Below are 14,506 nucleotides of genomic sequence, written 5' to 3'. Positions count from 1 at the left end.
ATTTAAGGAACTATTGCAATGCTACGAATCAAACAAGAAGCACTAACATTTGATGATGTTTTACTTGTCCCAGCACATTCTACTGTGCTACCTAATACCGCAAACCTTTCAACTCAACTGACCAAAGAAATTCGTCTTAATATCCCTATGCTTTCTGCGGCAATGGATACTGTAACTGAAACTAAATTAGCTATCTCTCTTGCTCAAGAAGGGGGTATTGGTTTTATTCATAAGAATATGACGATTGAACGCCAAGCAGATCGCGTGCGCAAAGTGAAAAAATTTGAAAGTGGAATTGTATCTGAGCCTGTTACTGTTTCTCCTGATGTTACCCTTGCAGAATTAGCTGAAATTGTGAAGAAAAATGGCTTTGCAGGCTATCCAGTGGTTGATGCTAATGGCAATTTAGTGGGTATTATTACAGGACGTGATACTCGTTTTGTTTCTGACTTAAATAAAACCGTTGCTGATTTTATGACGCCTAAAGATCGTTTAGTTACCGTTAAAGAAAATGCAACTCGTGAAGAAATTTTCCATTTAATGCACGAATATCGTGTTGAGAAAGTACTCGTTGTTGATGATAATTTTAAACTAAAAGGAATGATCACCTTAAAAGATTATCAAAAAGCGGAAAGCAAACCGAATGCGTGTAAAGATGAATTTGGTCGTTTGCGTGTGGGTGCAGCTGTTGGTGCAGGTCCAGGCAATGAAGAACGTATTGAAGCCCTTGTGAAAGCTGGCGTAGATGTGCTGTTAATCGACTCATCTCACGGCCATTCAGAAGGTGTACTACAACGTGTACGTGAAACTCGTGCGAAATATCCAAACTTACCAATCGTAGCCGGTAACGTAGCTACTGCTGAAGGTGCAATTGCACTTGCTGACGCAGGTGCGAGCGCAGTTAAAGTCGGTATTGGGCCTGGCTCTATCTGTACAACTCGTATTGTAACAGGGGTTGGTGTGCCACAAATTACCGCTATTGCAGATGCGGCAGCGGCATTAAAAGATCGTGGTATCCCTGTGATTGCTGACGGTGGTATCCGCTACTCTGGCGATATTGCTAAAGCGATTGCAGCAGGTGCAAGTTGTGTAATGGTAGGTTCAATGTTTGCAGGTACAGAAGAAGCACCAGGCGAAATTGAGCTTTATCAAGGTCGTGCATTCAAATCTTATCGTGGAATGGGTTCATTAGGTGCAATGTCAAAAGGCTCATCAGACCGTTATTTCCAATCTGATAATGCAGCAGATAAATTAGTGCCTGAAGGTATTGAAGGTCGTATTCCATACAAAGGTTTCTTAAAAGAAATTATTCATCAACAAATGGGCGGCTTACGCTCTTGTATGGGTTTAACAGGCTGCCCAACAATTGATGATTTACGCACAAAAGCACAATTTGTCCGTATTAGTGGTGCTGGTATTAAAGAAAGCCACGTTCACGATGTGACCATTACCAAAGAAGCTCCAAACTACCGAATGAGCTAATCATTTATAATGGGTAGATAATTAAAGACAAATATGATTTGCCCCTACAGTTACCGAATATAGTGGTATCACAACCAATATATATCCATACTCGTAGGGGCTAATTACATTAGCCCCTAGATTATTGACAAAGTCTTTTTTCATTCGGACACACTGCGTGTGTTCGTTTATTAAATATAACAAATTAATTTTTACAAAAAAATCAGCAAATCTTACCGCTTATATTGGAAATAAAATGCAACAGATAAAACGAATTACAGATAAATTAAATAGTTATATCAGAAAGATTGTGAATTATCGTAACCAAAAACGCCTATTAAACTGCGACTTCACGATCATTTCAAGTAATTGTACAGGGGCGTTTATGTTGCACGATCTAAACCTGCGTTTTAATTCTCCTTTTGTAAATTTGTATTTAATCCCAACGGACTTTATTCGCTATCTCAAAAATATTGAATATTATCAACAGCAATCTTTAACCTTTATTGAAACAGAAAATCGTTACCCTGTTGCGAAATTAGATGATCTAACCATTCATTTTATGCACTATGCCACAGTTGAAGAAGCAAAAAATAAATGGCAACAACGCACGCAACGAATGAATTTAGCCCAATTATTCATTATAATGACCGAGCGTGATGGTTGTACTTATCAAGACTTAGTCGAATTTGATAATTTGCCTTTTAAACACAAAATCGTTTTTACTCACAAACCTTACCCAGAGTTAAAAAGTGCCTTTTATATCAAAGGTTTTGAGCAACAAGAGCAAGTTGGCGATTTATTTGAATACACAGGTTTAAACGGAAAACGTTATTACGATCAGTTTGATTATGTTGAATGGTTTAACAAGCGGTAGGATAACTAAAATTTTTTGCAGTTCTCTTTATATATCATAGGAATATACAATGAGTATTAAACTGTTTGAAAAAACAAAGGAGCATTATATGAAAGGTCAATGTTTATGCGGTTCGGTTACGATTACCGTACCAGAAAATAAAAATGTTCATGCTTGCCATTGCGGTACTTGTTTTCGTTGGAACGGTAGTCCATTATTTTCTTTGAGCTATCAGCACAAGTTAGATATTTCAGGTAAAGACTTCATCCAATGTTATTCATCTTCTGAATGGGCAGAACGTGCTTTTTGTAAACAATGCGGAACACATTTATATTATCATTTACTCGGTACAGATAATTATGAGCTATCTGCGGGTCTATTCAGTACAGAAAACGAACTTATCTTAGAGCAAGAAATTTATATTGATCGTAAACCCTCTTTCTATTATTTAGGTAACGATGTCCCTAAATTCACAGAGAAAGAATTTCTAGCCAAATTAGGCTTAGAATAAATAGGTAGTGATAATCTAATTTTTACAAAAATCTTAAATTTGTGAATATTGCACGATATATTCGTGATATTAGTATATGTTCTGAACTTTGGATTTTGAACTAACGGAATAACAAGGATAAATATATCGATGAAAAACCATAACCAATCAGCAGTCTTATTGATTATTGGTTGTATTTTATTTGGGCTTGGAAGCCTTATTGTTAAATTTGTGCCTGTTGGTGCTTATGCCATTGCCTTTTGGCGATTACTTATTGCGACGGGAATTTTCTGGGTACTGATGAAGATTTATCGTAAGCATTTACCTAAAAACCCCAAAGCAATTATGTGGGCTGTATTTTCGGGTATATTGCTTGCGTTTGATTTAGCATTTTGGCACGAAAGCATTTATGCGGTTGGCCCTGGTATTTCAACATTATTAAATAGCTTACAGGTATTTTTCCTAGCAGGAATTGCTTGGATTTTCTTTAATGAAAAACAAACAAAATTACAATTATTGAGCTTATTTATTGCAGTTGTTGGCGTAATACTTATAGCAAGCCCTGAATTAACCCATAATGTTGATGGTGCTTACGGTATTTTTATCGGCTTATTATCAGGGGCTTGCCTAGCAGGATCAATGGCAACCATTAGACAAGCACATAAAGAAGAAACTATCTCGATTTTCCCAATGATGTGGTTAATCAGTTTAAGTGGTGCATTTGTGCTAATACTTCCATCACTCTATTTTAATAGTGATACTTTATATCCCAAAACAGTCTCTGATATTGGGCTAGTTTTAATATATGGAATAGTAATGCAATGTATTGCTTGGGGGCTAATTGCCTACTCAATCCCTAAACTTAGTTTAAGTTTAACAGGCTTATTATTACTCAGCGAACCTGTTGCAGCTTTAGTGATTGACAGTACACTGTTAGAAAAACAAATTAGTTCATTGCAATGGTGTGGGGCTATATTAACCCTTTTTGCAATTTATTTAGGCTCAGTCAAGAGCAAAGCTGATTAGTTAATTATTTTAATCTATTTAAATCACAGAGAAAAAACAATGACAAACATTCATAAACACAAAATCTTAATTTTGGACTTCGGTTCACAATATACCCAACTTATTGCACGCCGTATTCGTGATATTGGCGTTTACTCTGAGCTTTGGGCTTGGGACGTAACGGAAGAGCAAATCCGTGAGTTTAACCCAACAGGGATTATTCTTTCAGGTGGCCCAGAAAGTACCACTGAAGAGAATAGCCCACGAGCACCTGAATATGTATTCAATGCAGGCGTTCCTGTGCTTGGTATCTGCTATGGAATGCAAACAATGGCAATGCAATTAGGCGGATTAACTGAAAATTCTGATCATCGTGAATTTGGTTATGCCTCGGTAGAATTAAAAGCAACAGACAGTTTATTTGCAAAATTAAATGACGATCTGACCGCTTCTACACCAAAACTTGACGTATGGATGAGTCACGGTGATAAAGTTACCCGTTTGCCTGAAAATTTCCAAATCACAGGCGTTACCCCAACCTGTCCTATTGCCGCAATGTCAGACGAAAACCGCCGTTTCTACGGGGTACAATTCCACCCAGAAGTAACCCATACCAAAAGTGGTTTAGAGCTAATCAAAAACTTTGTTGTTGGTATCTGTGGTTGTGAAACTCGTTGGACGGCTGAAAACATTATTGATGATGCAGTTGCTCGTATTAAAGCACAAGTAGGCGATGATGAAGTTATTTTAGGCTTATCTGGCGGTGTGGATTCTTCTGTTACTGCTCTACTCCTACACCGAGCTATTGGTAAAAACTTACACTGCGTATTCGTAGATAATGGTTTACTTCGTTTAAACGAAGCCGATCAAGTAATGGATATGTTTGGCGATAAATTCGGTTTAAATATTATTCGTGTTGATGCGGAAGACCGTTTCTTAGATGCACTAAAAGGTATCAGTGATCCTGAAGCAAAACGTAAAATTATCGGTAAAGTATTCGTTGATGTCTTTGATGATGAATCGAAAAAACTCACCAATGTAAAATGGTTAGCTCAAGGTACAATTTATCCAGATGTTATTGAATCTGCGGCAAGTAAAACAGGTAAAGCACACGTTATTAAATCACACCATAATGTAGGTGGATTACCCGACTATATGAAACTTGGTTTAGTTGAGCCATTGCGTGAATTATTTAAAGATGAAGTGCGTAAAATTGGCTTAGCCCTTGGCTTACCTGCCGATATGTTAAATCGCCACCCATTCCCAGGCCCAGGCTTAGGCGTGCGTGTATTAGGTGAAGTGAAAAAAGAATATTGCGATTTATTACGCAAAGCTGATGCAATTTTTATTGAAGAACTATATAAATCCGATTGGTACTATAAAGTTAGCCAAGCCTTCACCGTATTCCTACCAGTGAAATCAGTAGGCGTAATGGGCGATGGTAGAAAATATGATTGGGTTGTCTCACTGCGTGCCGTAGAAACCATCGACTTTATGACTGCACATTGGGCTCATTTACCATACGATTTACTTGGTAAAATCTCAAACCGCATCATCAACGAAGTAAACGGTATTTCCCGTGTAGTATATGACGTTTCAGGAAAACCACCTGCAACGATTGAGTGGGAATAAAAAGAATTCGGAACTTTAGTAAATATTGACTATTTAGTCTTAATTCCCTATGTATCTAAATTCTTATCAAATTTAGAATTATCTTTTTCATTAGAAGGAATGGATATTAATATGAAAATAGAACCCAAATTGATTGCAAATGTTGTTGGTGTAGTGGTAGCGTTTCTGTGAGTGCCAACCTCACATTGAATTGAGAGATTAAGTTTAAATCAATATTTTCTTAAGGGATGAGTAGCAACGCTATGAAGTGCAAATCTTCACACTCACACCAAATTAAAAAAGCGAACCAAATGGTTCGCTCCAAACCACTAATAAACCCACTTTTATAGAAGTAAAAGTGGGGATGTAATGGACAAAATAGTTGCTAATAATATTTTTATTATGTTGTTAGCAACTATTTTGTCCATTACACCAAGTTATGCCTCACCCCTACGGCGGTCATAAGGAATATGATCAATGATGTGATCCATTAGCTTATCCACATTCCATTTCTTTTCAGCACTATAAAAAACAGGTTTACTAATACTCAATCCAGTTGCTTCTTTGATTCTATCTTGAACAGAACGTGCTTTTTCATTCAAAAAGTCTGTCAATTCACATTGAGGGCGATTAAGTACATAATCCCAATTTCGCCCTTTCATTGCCATATCTGCTTGATTAATGGCTACGATAACTCTTTTGGGTTCAATGCATCGTAGTACCACTTGCTCTAATGTTTTATAGGTTGTTCCCATATCGCGACTAGAGCCATCAAGAATAACAAGGCAGAGATCGATAAGATGGTAATTAACATCACTATTCCTATAAGTTTTAAGAAGTAAATCAGTCAAATTCATAGAATGACGTTTGTCTGTCTCTAATCCATCACCAAGCCCAGCGGTATCGTGTAAACGAAATCGCTCAGTTTGATATTCAGTGATAAATTGTGTTTCAGGTTCTACACCTGTTCCTACTTTTGCTAGGGTTTCACCAAATAACACATTTATGGTTGAGCTTTTTCCTACACCAGTTGCTCCCACGAGAGCCACATCTAAAGGATAATGTAACCCTCTATTAGAAATAATTGACCTGATTTTTTCTAGTTTTTCAGTGCGGAGCTGTGAGGTAAATTCGTTATAGGATTCAAATTCCCCCCAAATTTTTGACCAATACATTTTATTTACCAAAATTTGAATTTACTTATGACATTTCCTACTTCTTTTAGGAAATTAGTTCCAGCTTCAATGAGATCTTTAACAGGCTCAAGCACTGCTTCTACGCCCTTACCAAGAACTTTAATCGCTGATTCAAGAAAAGATTCTTTTATTTCTTTTTGATGTTTTTCAACATTTTCATCTTTTTCCCAAATTCGTGGATCTTTGTTGATTTCATCAGCAAAAACAATACGTTTTTCTTCTTTTGTATGACGTAAAATAAACGCTAATAGTTTAGATAAATTATACGGTTGCTGAGAACCTGTTTCATCTTGATAACCTGCTGAATAATAGATCGGTGTGACATCAACCCCTGTTGCTTCTAAAATACGCTTACGAGTTGATTCTACTTTTTCATCAAGGAATTTAACTAATGGTGGTAATGGCTCATTTTTATCATAATCCCAATTTCGTCCTTTCATTGCCATATCCGCTTGGTTAATCGCAATCAATAAACGCTTTTTATCTTTACCTAAATTAGGAATAATCACATTTGTAATTAGCTCAAAAGATGTGCCTAAATCACGACTACCACCATCTAAAATAACTAAAACAAGATCAATTAATAAATCGCCGTTACTATCTTTTTCAAGTAATGTATTGATGATACCTTTTGAATGACGAACATCAGCATCCTTTCCATCCCCTAACCCAGGGCTATCCCATAAAGTAATATTACTGAGTTCAAATTTTTTAATATCCATTGTTTCAGGATCAACACCCATACCGACCTTTGCTTTATCCATACCAAATAATGCATTGATAGTAGAAGATTTTCCTACACCTGTTCCACCAGTAATAAGAATATTGACTTTAGTATCTCGTAATGCAGCTGCATTTTGTAAAACTTTGGCTTTATCTGCATCACTTAACGAAGGATCATTTTGGATTTTGTTAATAAAATCATTGAGATGGGCTTGCGACATAATTTTTTCCTATAATTTAACTGTTTCTTCTATGTATTATAAGATTTTTAATCTTATGTAGGCATTTTAATCCCTTTTGATATTTTTGTGAAGAGATACGATCCTTTTAGTTCAGAAGGAAATTCGTATGACAGAAGAAAATGCAGTAATTGCCAAAAATGTAGGAATGATGATTGCCAAATATCGAAAACAAGTAGGGCTTTCTCAAGCAAAGGTTGCAGAATTATTAGATTTAAGTATTGATTCTATTTCACGAATAGAACGAGGAAATATCGTACCGAATGTTCCTCGTCTGTTTGAATTTGCTGAACTTTTTGGTTGCGAACCTTCTGATTTTCTGAAGCAAAGCCATCGTTTACAAGACCAATCACGTCAATTTGATGAATTACTGTCACAATTAAATGCCAAAGATCGGGCTAAATTGCTCACTTTTATAGAGGCAATGGTTGAGTGGAAGCAAGATAAATAATTAGGTTATAGCCAGTCGTCTGTATTTTTTCACTTATTTTCTTTCACCCACTCATCTCAGGCTTATCATTCACAACCACAGGGATAAATTCAGATTTTTTCAAGAAATTTTGCTCACGAAAGTTAATCGGGAAATGGCAAGCAAATTCGTGCTGGCGGAACTTTCTTAATGGCGGTTTAACCACACATTTTTTCTGAGCAAAAGGGCAACGTGGCCCTAGGCGACAGCCAATCGGCATCTCTTTAAGCATTGGAACGCTTCCTTTTAGGGTATTTAACCGCCCCTTAAATGGATAAGGCTGAGAAAAATCAGGAACACTATGTAATAACACTGAAGTGTAAGGGTGAAATGGGGTTTCCATTATGGTTTCTTTCGTGGCGATTTCCACCGTTTGACCGCAATAAAGCACATTAAAGGAATCAACCCATTTATGAATACTCAACATATCGTTACTAACTAAAATGATTGATGTACCTAAATTCTTATTCATACTGGAAAGCAAGCGATAAATTTGTAGCTGTGTTGTGGCTTCCATTGTATTTGTTGGTTCATCAGCCACTAATAAACGGGGCTGGTTAGCCACAGCCATAGCAATCATCACTTTTTGAGCTTCCCCTTCGGTTAAATCCGTTGGGTAACTTTGCATTACATCTTGGTGATCTTTAATACCTACACGATGTAGTAACTCAATGGCTTTACGTTTTTTCCAGCCAAACCATTGCCACCATTTACCTTTAAAGCGGATAGTTTGGCTCAATTGTTTACCAATAGGTAAACTTGGGTCTAAACAGGAAAGCGGATCTTGAAAGATCATTGAAATATCATCGCCCACTAATTTCCTACGTTGTGATGGTGAGAGTTTTAAAAGCTCAACATCATTAAAACGAAATCGGTCAGCGGTAATAATCCACTCTTCTTTAACTAGTCCACAAATAACTTTAGCGATTAAACTTTTACCTGAACCTGATTCGCCAACTAAGCCACAAATCTCACCGCTATCTAGTGTGAGATTGATGTTATCCACCATTTTAATTCGCCCTTCTGGTGTTTCAATTTCAATACTTAAATGACGAATATCTAACAATGCCATAACTAATACCGATATTTCTCTAAAACACGCACAATACTATTACCCAATAGTGTAATAATTAAGATCACAAAGACGATTGCAACCCCAGGTAAAATCACTGTCCAAGGGGCAATATAAACTAATTCCATTGAGTCTCGAATCATTGTTCCCCATTCGGGTGTTGGGCTTTTTGCCCCAAGTGAAATAAAACTTAATGCACTAATATCTAGCACTGCTATCACAAAAATATGAGAAAGTTCTTTCACTGCAATCACTGTTAAATTGGGTAAGATCACTTCTTTCACAAGATCTCTAAATCTTGCCCCTTCTAAACGAAGGGTAACAACATATTCCCGCTTTAATTCTTGCTGAGTGGTTTGATAAATTTTATGGATAAAATGCGGTAGCATCGCCAAAAAAACAGCCAACATTGCATTCGGTAAGCTAGGTTCCATTAAGGTAGCGATAATAATTGCAATTAATAGAATGGGCGTAAATAAAAAAGTATCAAATAGGTGTGAAAGAATAAAAAAGGAACTCCCCTTTTTTGCTCCAGCTAAAATACCAATCATACCACCGATAATTGCAATGGCTACCGTAATGGCTAATGCCGAGCCTACGGTATAATAAAAACCTGATAAAATCCGACTAAAAATATCTCGTCCTAAATCATCAGTACCAAAGAAGTGGCTAATTTGTCCTTCATCATTCCAAGATGGTGGCATCAACTCTAAACCAATAAACTGTTGTTCCGCAGAATAAGGAGCAATCCAATAGCCTAATAATGTTAAGCCAAGCAATGCAAGAAATAGATTAACACTCACTAAGGCAATGGTATCTTGGCGTAGCTCCGCCCAAAATTGACTAAAATAGGCAGACTCTCTAAATTGTTCAGGATCTTTATTATTTAGCATACCAATCTTTCTTCTGTGAAGGGTCTAATAAAGTAGTGATTAAACTGGCTAGTAAATCCACCGACAAAACAAATAAACCGATTGCCACAACCCCAGCAGAAATCGCGTGGTAATCTTGAATAGATAACGCATTGATTATCCAACGCCCAACACCGTCCCAACTCACCACATTTTCAATCAACATTCCAAAAGCAAAAATAAGTGTTATATTGCGAGCGATCATTGGTACTAATGCAGGTAGTGTATTACGAATAATATGGCTACACCAAATTTTTAATGGCGACCAGCCACGCACACGAGCAACTTTAACGTAATTCTGTTTCATTACATATAGCGTCCGTTGCTCTGTAATGCGTAAAGTTTCTAATGTTGCGGGTAATGCTAGAATTAAAGTAGGTAAAGCTAGATGTTGTAACGCACTTTGCATCATTTTTAATTTATAGGGGGAATCTGAAAATAAAATATCAATAAAAGTTACCCCCGTAACTGAAGGCACTGCATAAATAGGGTGAATTTCTCCTACTGCCGAAATTGCCCAATGGTTTGCAGAAGCGTAAGCAAGCAACAAAATTGCCAACCAAAATACTGGCACAGCTAAACTAAGTGAACCTAATGTTGAAAGTAATTTCCCAATAAGATGTTGTCGTTGTGTTGCTGAAAAAAAGCCTAAAGGTATCCCTAGTAATAGAGATAAAAATGATGCCGATAAACAAAGTGAAATCGTAGCAGGAAACACATTTAAGATCTGTTTAGCTAATGGTTCTCCTGTGTTATGGTTAATCCCCCAATCCCCTTGTAATAAAGCCTGAACATAATTGATATATGCGATGAAATCGTTTTCAACTAAGTTATTTAGCGGATCTCGCAATAAAATATGATAACTGATAAAAGATAAAATAATCAGCGTAATCAAGGTTAAAAATAATTTTCTAATCAATGCAAATAACATCTTTAAATTTCTCTTTGCGTTACTAGTGAGTAGATAACGTCTTTAAAGTGATTTCAGCTAGCTTCACTTGCCCAAAATGGCTAATATTGACCTTGGCAACTTTAGGGCTAACTAATAACACCCTTTTAGTATTCACAAGCGGTAGGATCGGCAGTTGCTGTTGCAATAACATTTGTGCTTGGCGATACAGTAGTCGTTGTACAAAATTATCTTCACTTAACCTTGCACTTTGTAGCAACGCATCAAAATCGTGATCGCACCAATTTGATAAATTAGTTACTGCATTTTGTGCATCACAACTCAGAATAGGCGACAAAAAACCGTCAGCATCAAAATTATTCGCTAGCCAGCCACCTAAAATGAGATCGTAGTCTGCTTGATTATTCTCTAATTGCTGTACTAGATAAGCTCGACTGACTTGACGAACCTGAACAGTAATGCCAACTTTGGCTAAATCCGCCCTAATCAGTTCCGCCATTTTTAATGGATGTGGATTATAAACTTTTTTCTCATCTACCACCCATAGATTCAAGCGGTCAGTTTCCGCTGATTTTTTGCGAACAATGTGCGGATAAAGATAACCATCTAGGTTTGTTTCAGGAAAAATCGCTTTGGGTAATACATTTTCAGCAACGTCCGCCATTGAATAAAACAGTAATTTTGCTAATCGCTGGCGATCAATAGCTTGTGCAATTTGCTGACGAAGTGCAATATCTTGCATCTTTTCTTGGCGAAAATTAAAGGCTAAATACGCTAAGTTTGCTCCATCACTTTGCACAATCGCTTGCTTGTCGGTTAAAACAGATAGCTGGCTAGGCTCAGGAAAAGCGGATATATCACACTCTTTATTTAAGAATTTTGCCATTCGCCCTGTCGCTGTCGTTGAAAAATCAACAATCATATTCCCTATGTGAGCTTTCTTCCCCCAATAATTTGGGTTTGGAATTAAACGAACGTGATCATCTTGCACATAACGTTCCACTTGATACGCTCCTGTACCAATAGGTAAACGGTTTAACTGAGCGAGATTTTCATCAGCATTTAATTGTAAAGCGTACTCTTTCGATAAAATAACCGCATACTGACTCGCAAGATGATGTAATAAAGCATTATCGGCAGCCACTAATTTAATCGTTACAGTGTGGCTATTTGGAGCAGTAATTGTCTCAATACGATGTTTTAGTCTTACACTGTCAAAATAGGGAAAATAAGTTCGCTCAGCAATTTCGCTATTGATACGATAACGAGCTAAAGTCGCTTGTTGCTCAGTACTTAACTCTGGTAACTCAAACTCCCTCGCCATCATTCGATTTAATGAAAATACTACATCTTCTGCATTTAGTTTACGAGTTGGTGTAAACCAAGGAGTATGGTGAAATGGTACATTTTTACGCAAGTAAAATGTAATAGTTAAACCATCATCACTGACTACAAATCGTTCTGCTAGAGCGGGTTTCAATTTATTGGTAACGGGATCAAACTCAATCAATTTATCGTAAAGCTGTTCCGTTACAATATTCATATTGCTCCCCACTTCTGCCCGTTGGGGATTAAAAGAGAAATCTGAACCATCAGTACAATAAACCACGCTATTATTTAGCAAAGCTTGAGGAATACTCGGGGCGGAATAAGCGGTTGGATTTAAGCTAAATATTGCAAAAAAACTGCATAAAGCAACCGCTTGTTGATAGCGTTTCATTATTTACCGATTCCATATTGTCGCAATTTATTCGCCACTGCAGTGTGAGAAATCCCTAAACGTTGTGCAAGTTTACGAGTACTTGGATATTCCGCATAGAATTTGCGTAATAGTGAAGACTCAAATTGATTGAGTAATTCATCAAGAGAAGCTTGCTCTAAATTTAACATTTCTGCATCAGGCAACGATTCTTCAGGCAAATCTAAATCTTTAACTTGGAGTTGTTGATTTGCCAAAGAACAAGCACGATAAATTGCATTATAGAGTTCTCGTAAATTTCCTGCCCAACGGTGTCGCTGTAAGGCTTGTAAGAAAAATTCGTCATAGCTCGGCTCTTTGATGCCAAGCTGCTGGCTAATTTGGCTAATAAAATGATCGGCAAGTAAAGGCAAATCGGCTTGTCGCTCACGCAGTGGCGGTAAATTTAATGTAAGAACATTTAGGCGATGATAAAGATCTTCTCGCATTTTTCCTTCATTTACTAGCTGTGCTAATGGTTTTTGAGTGGTACAAATCACCCTTACATCAACCTGAATTTCTCGTTCAGCACCCACTCTACGGAATACCCCATCATTTAAAAAACGTAGCAACTTAGCTTGCATATCTAAAGATAGCTCCGCAACATTATCTAGCAGAACCGTACCACCATTAGTGTATTCAAAAAAGCCCATTCTCTCTTTGCCTTCAATGTTGTAACCAAACATTTCACTTTCGGCATCATCTTCGGGCAAGCCCGCACAGTTTACGGCAATAAAACGCTCATCTCGTCTAAAACTAAATTGGTGGCAAGCCTTAGCAAATAAATCTTTACCAGTCCCTGTTTCCCCTTGAATGAGTAAAGGAGCTTTCAATATAGCAAACTTCTTAGCTTGTTCTATTGCCAGTTTCATTTTAGGGCTAGTTGCAATCATTGCATCAAATTCACTGGTTTGATTTGCCATAAATTGATGTAAATCGAGTTGCATCGCTTGTTGTGATTGCAATGCCACCACATAACCTAATGGGCGATTTTGATCGGTTTCCCATAATTCGATCGGTAATAAATCAATACGCCACATCTGATTATCAAATTGAATTGGATAGAAAATAGGTTGTAAGGTATCTTGCTGTGCAGCAGCACCTTGTTCAAGAAAAGCTCTATACCATTTGGTTTTATTTAAATTTGCTAATACATCATTCAATGGAATACCATTGAGTGTCTGTAATTTATCCTGTTTACGTTTAGATAAATTTTGTTTATACACAGGCAATAGAGACTTAATCGCCTGTTGATTAGCAAACTCAATATTCCCTTGTAAATCAATGGATAAAACAGGATTAGGTAAAGCACCTAATACCGCTTGTAACTCTAAATTTTTACGTTCTTGGGGTAAATGATGAATATGCTGAACCTGTGTTACCCCTGAGATTTTAGTAATTTCTTTGAGTAATTTAGGCTGTACATTTTCATCTACAACTTCGGTGCGTAAATATACCACTCCTTTATCTGCAAATTTTTGTAGTTCAATGCCTTCTAAATTTATCTGATTTTTTACTAATAAACTTAAAATATCTTGGGCTACGCCTACTCTTTCTACACAGGTTATCGCTAATCTCATTGTTCTATCCTTTTGCAAATTTCAAGCCAAATCTTATCGCTTATAGATGCCTATGATACCGCCAAATTCACATTTTGGAAATTTTTGTTTACAATAATTTCCTCTATGTTGGTATTTTAGTATTGAAACCCACTGTTGTCTTTATCCTCAACAAATGCAATACGGGCATTGATAAATGCCGTTATATTAGTATAGTTATTTAATTTTTATACCGTTTTTAAATTAGTATATTTGAAAATAAAAAT

General features: G+C 36.8%; 13 protein-coding genes and 1 pseudogene. 6 read left to right on the top strand and 8 right to left on the bottom strand.

Annotated features, from left to right (window positions below; translation table 11 throughout):
* The first annotated feature begins 18 nt into the window (after positions 1-18).
* From guaB to guaA, 5 genes are all read left to right on the top strand, one after another.
* A complete protein-coding gene (gene guaB, locus ACWIW0_RS02210; RefSeq protein ID WP_454452028.1) occupies positions 19-1,482 on the top strand; it encodes an IMP dehydrogenase in 1,464 nt (487 codons plus the stop codon).
* A 235-nt stretch (positions 1,483-1,717) separates the two neighbouring features.
* Positions 1,718-2,338 (top strand): DUF1919 domain-containing protein, encoded by a 621-nt coding sequence (locus tag ACWIW0_RS02205; RefSeq protein ID WP_454452027.1) that lies wholly within the window; start codon positions 1,718-1,720, stop codon positions 2,336-2,338.
* 49 nt (positions 2,339-2,387) lie between these two features.
* The gene (locus tag ACWIW0_RS02200) at positions 2,388-2,828 is read left to right on the top strand and encodes a GFA family protein (RefSeq protein ID WP_454452026.1); all 441 of its coding nucleotides are present in this window, start codon (positions 2,388-2,390) and stop codon (positions 2,826-2,828) included.
* A gap of 129 nt (positions 2,829-2,957) precedes the next feature.
* Entirely contained in the window at positions 2,958-3,833 is an 876-nt protein-coding gene (locus ACWIW0_RS02195) for a DMT family transporter (protein ID WP_454452025.1), read from the top strand.
* 39 nt (positions 3,834-3,872) lie between these two features.
* Positions 3,873-5,444: a glutamine-hydrolyzing GMP synthase gene (gene guaA, locus ACWIW0_RS02190; RefSeq protein ID WP_454452024.1), complete on the top strand. Its 1,572-nt coding sequence runs from the start codon at positions 3,873-3,875 to the stop codon at positions 5,442-5,444.
* A 416-nt stretch (positions 5,445-5,860) separates the two neighbouring features.
* Here guaA and ACWIW0_RS02185 read toward each other — a convergent pair whose 3' ends face one another.
* Both ACWIW0_RS02185 and ACWIW0_RS02180 read right to left on the bottom strand, forming a co-directional pair.
* Positions 5,861-6,598, bottom strand: coding sequence for a GTPase family protein (locus tag ACWIW0_RS02185; protein WP_454452023.1), 738 nt, complete (start codon positions 6,596-6,598; stop codon positions 5,861-5,863).
* Positions 6,599-6,603: 5 nt separating this feature from the next.
* A complete protein-coding gene (locus ACWIW0_RS02180; RefSeq protein WP_454452022.1) occupies positions 6,604-7,563 on the bottom strand; it encodes a GTPase family protein in 960 nt (319 codons plus the stop codon).
* Between the two features lie 127 nt (positions 7,564-7,690).
* Here ACWIW0_RS02180 and ACWIW0_RS02175 point away from each other — a divergent pair, with 127 nt between their 5' ends.
* On the top strand, positions 7,691-8,032 hold the full coding sequence (locus ACWIW0_RS02175; protein WP_454452021.1) for a helix-turn-helix domain-containing protein: 342 nt from the start codon (positions 7,691-7,693) through the stop codon (positions 8,030-8,032).
* A 43-nt stretch (positions 8,033-8,075) separates the two neighbouring features.
* On the opposite strand, the gene ACWIW0_RS02170 is transcribed toward ACWIW0_RS02175, so the two are convergent.
* The 6 genes and pseudogenes from ACWIW0_RS02170 to ACWIW0_RS02145 all read right to left on the bottom strand — a co-directional run.
* Positions 8,076-9,122: a peptide ABC transporter ATP-binding protein gene (locus ACWIW0_RS02170; protein WP_454450203.1), complete on the bottom strand. Its 1,047-nt coding sequence runs from the start codon at positions 9,120-9,122 to the stop codon at positions 8,076-8,078.
* 2 nt (positions 9,123-9,124) lie between these two features.
* Positions 9,125-10,015: an ABC transporter permease subunit gene (locus ACWIW0_RS02165; protein ID WP_454452020.1), complete on the bottom strand. Its 891-nt coding sequence runs from the start codon at positions 10,013-10,015 to the stop codon at positions 9,125-9,127.
* The gene (locus ACWIW0_RS02160) at positions 10,005-10,964 is read right to left on the bottom strand and encodes an ABC transporter permease (RefSeq protein ID WP_454452019.1); all 960 of its coding nucleotides are present in this window, start codon (positions 10,962-10,964) and stop codon (positions 10,005-10,007) included. Before ACWIW0_RS02160 ends, ACWIW0_RS02165 begins: the two co-directional genes overlap by 11 nt.
* A gap of 22 nt (positions 10,965-10,986) precedes the next feature.
* The gene (locus tag ACWIW0_RS02155; protein ID WP_454452018.1) at positions 10,987-12,663 is read right to left on the bottom strand and encodes an ABC transporter substrate-binding protein; all 1,677 of its coding nucleotides are present in this window, start codon (positions 12,661-12,663) and stop codon (positions 10,987-10,989) included.
* Positions 12,663-13,628: a sigma 54-interacting transcriptional regulator gene (locus ACWIW0_RS02150; protein WP_454452073.1), complete on the bottom strand. Its 966-nt coding sequence runs from the start codon at positions 13,626-13,628 to the stop codon at positions 12,663-12,665. Before ACWIW0_RS02150 ends, ACWIW0_RS02155 begins: the two co-directional genes overlap by 1 nt.
* 453 nt (positions 13,629-14,081) lie before the next feature.
* Positions 14,082-14,261: pseudogene (locus tag ACWIW0_RS02145) on the bottom strand (ACT domain-containing protein); the annotation flags it as partial.
* Positions 14,262-14,506 lie beyond the last annotated feature (245 nt).

The organism is Ursidibacter sp. B-7004-1, from assembly GCF_053654055.1.
Note: the sequence above shows the minus strand (reverse complement) of the source record. Positions and strands in the feature narration are given on the sequence as shown.

Coding starts and splice junctions, on each gene's coding strand:
- ACWIW0_RS02185 (WP_454452023.1), bottom strand. CDS start 6,598: ATGTATTGGTCAAAAATTTGGGGGGAATTTGAATCCTATAACGAATTT.
- ACWIW0_RS02150 (WP_454452073.1), bottom strand. CDS start 13,628: ATGCAACTCGATTTACATCAATTTATGGCAAATCAAACCAGTGAATTT.
- ACWIW0_RS02200 (WP_454452026.1), top strand. CDS start 2,388: ATGAGTATTAAACTGTTTGAAAAAACAAAGGAGCATTATATGAAAGGT.
- guaB (WP_454452028.1), top strand. CDS start 19: ATGCTACGAATCAAACAAGAAGCACTAACATTTGATGATGTTTTACTT.
- ACWIW0_RS02165 (WP_454452020.1), bottom strand. CDS start 10,015: ATGCTAAATAATAAAGATCCTGAACAATTTAGAGAGTCTGCCTATTTT.
- ACWIW0_RS02160 (WP_454452019.1), bottom strand. CDS start 10,964: ATGTTATTTGCATTGATTAGAAAATTATTTTTAACCTTGATTACGCTG.
- ACWIW0_RS02205 (WP_454452027.1), top strand. CDS start 1,718: ATGCAACAGATAAAACGAATTACAGATAAATTAAATAGTTATATCAGA.
- ACWIW0_RS02180 (WP_454452022.1), bottom strand. CDS start 7,563: ATGTCGCAAGCCCATCTCAATGATTTTATTAACAAAATCCAAAATGAT.
- ACWIW0_RS02170 (WP_454450203.1), bottom strand. CDS start 9,122: ATGGCATTGTTAGATATTCGTCATTTAAGTATTGAAATTGAAACACCA.
- ACWIW0_RS02195 (WP_454452025.1), top strand. CDS start 2,958: ATGAAAAACCATAACCAATCAGCAGTCTTATTGATTATTGGTTGTATT.
- guaA (WP_454452024.1), top strand. CDS start 3,873: ATGACAAACATTCATAAACACAAAATCTTAATTTTGGACTTCGGTTCA.
- ACWIW0_RS02155 (WP_454452018.1), bottom strand. CDS start 12,663: ATGAAACGCTATCAACAAGCGGTTGCTTTATGCAGTTTTTTTGCAATA.
- ACWIW0_RS02175 (WP_454452021.1), top strand. CDS start 7,691: ATGACAGAAGAAAATGCAGTAATTGCCAAAAATGTAGGAATGATGATT.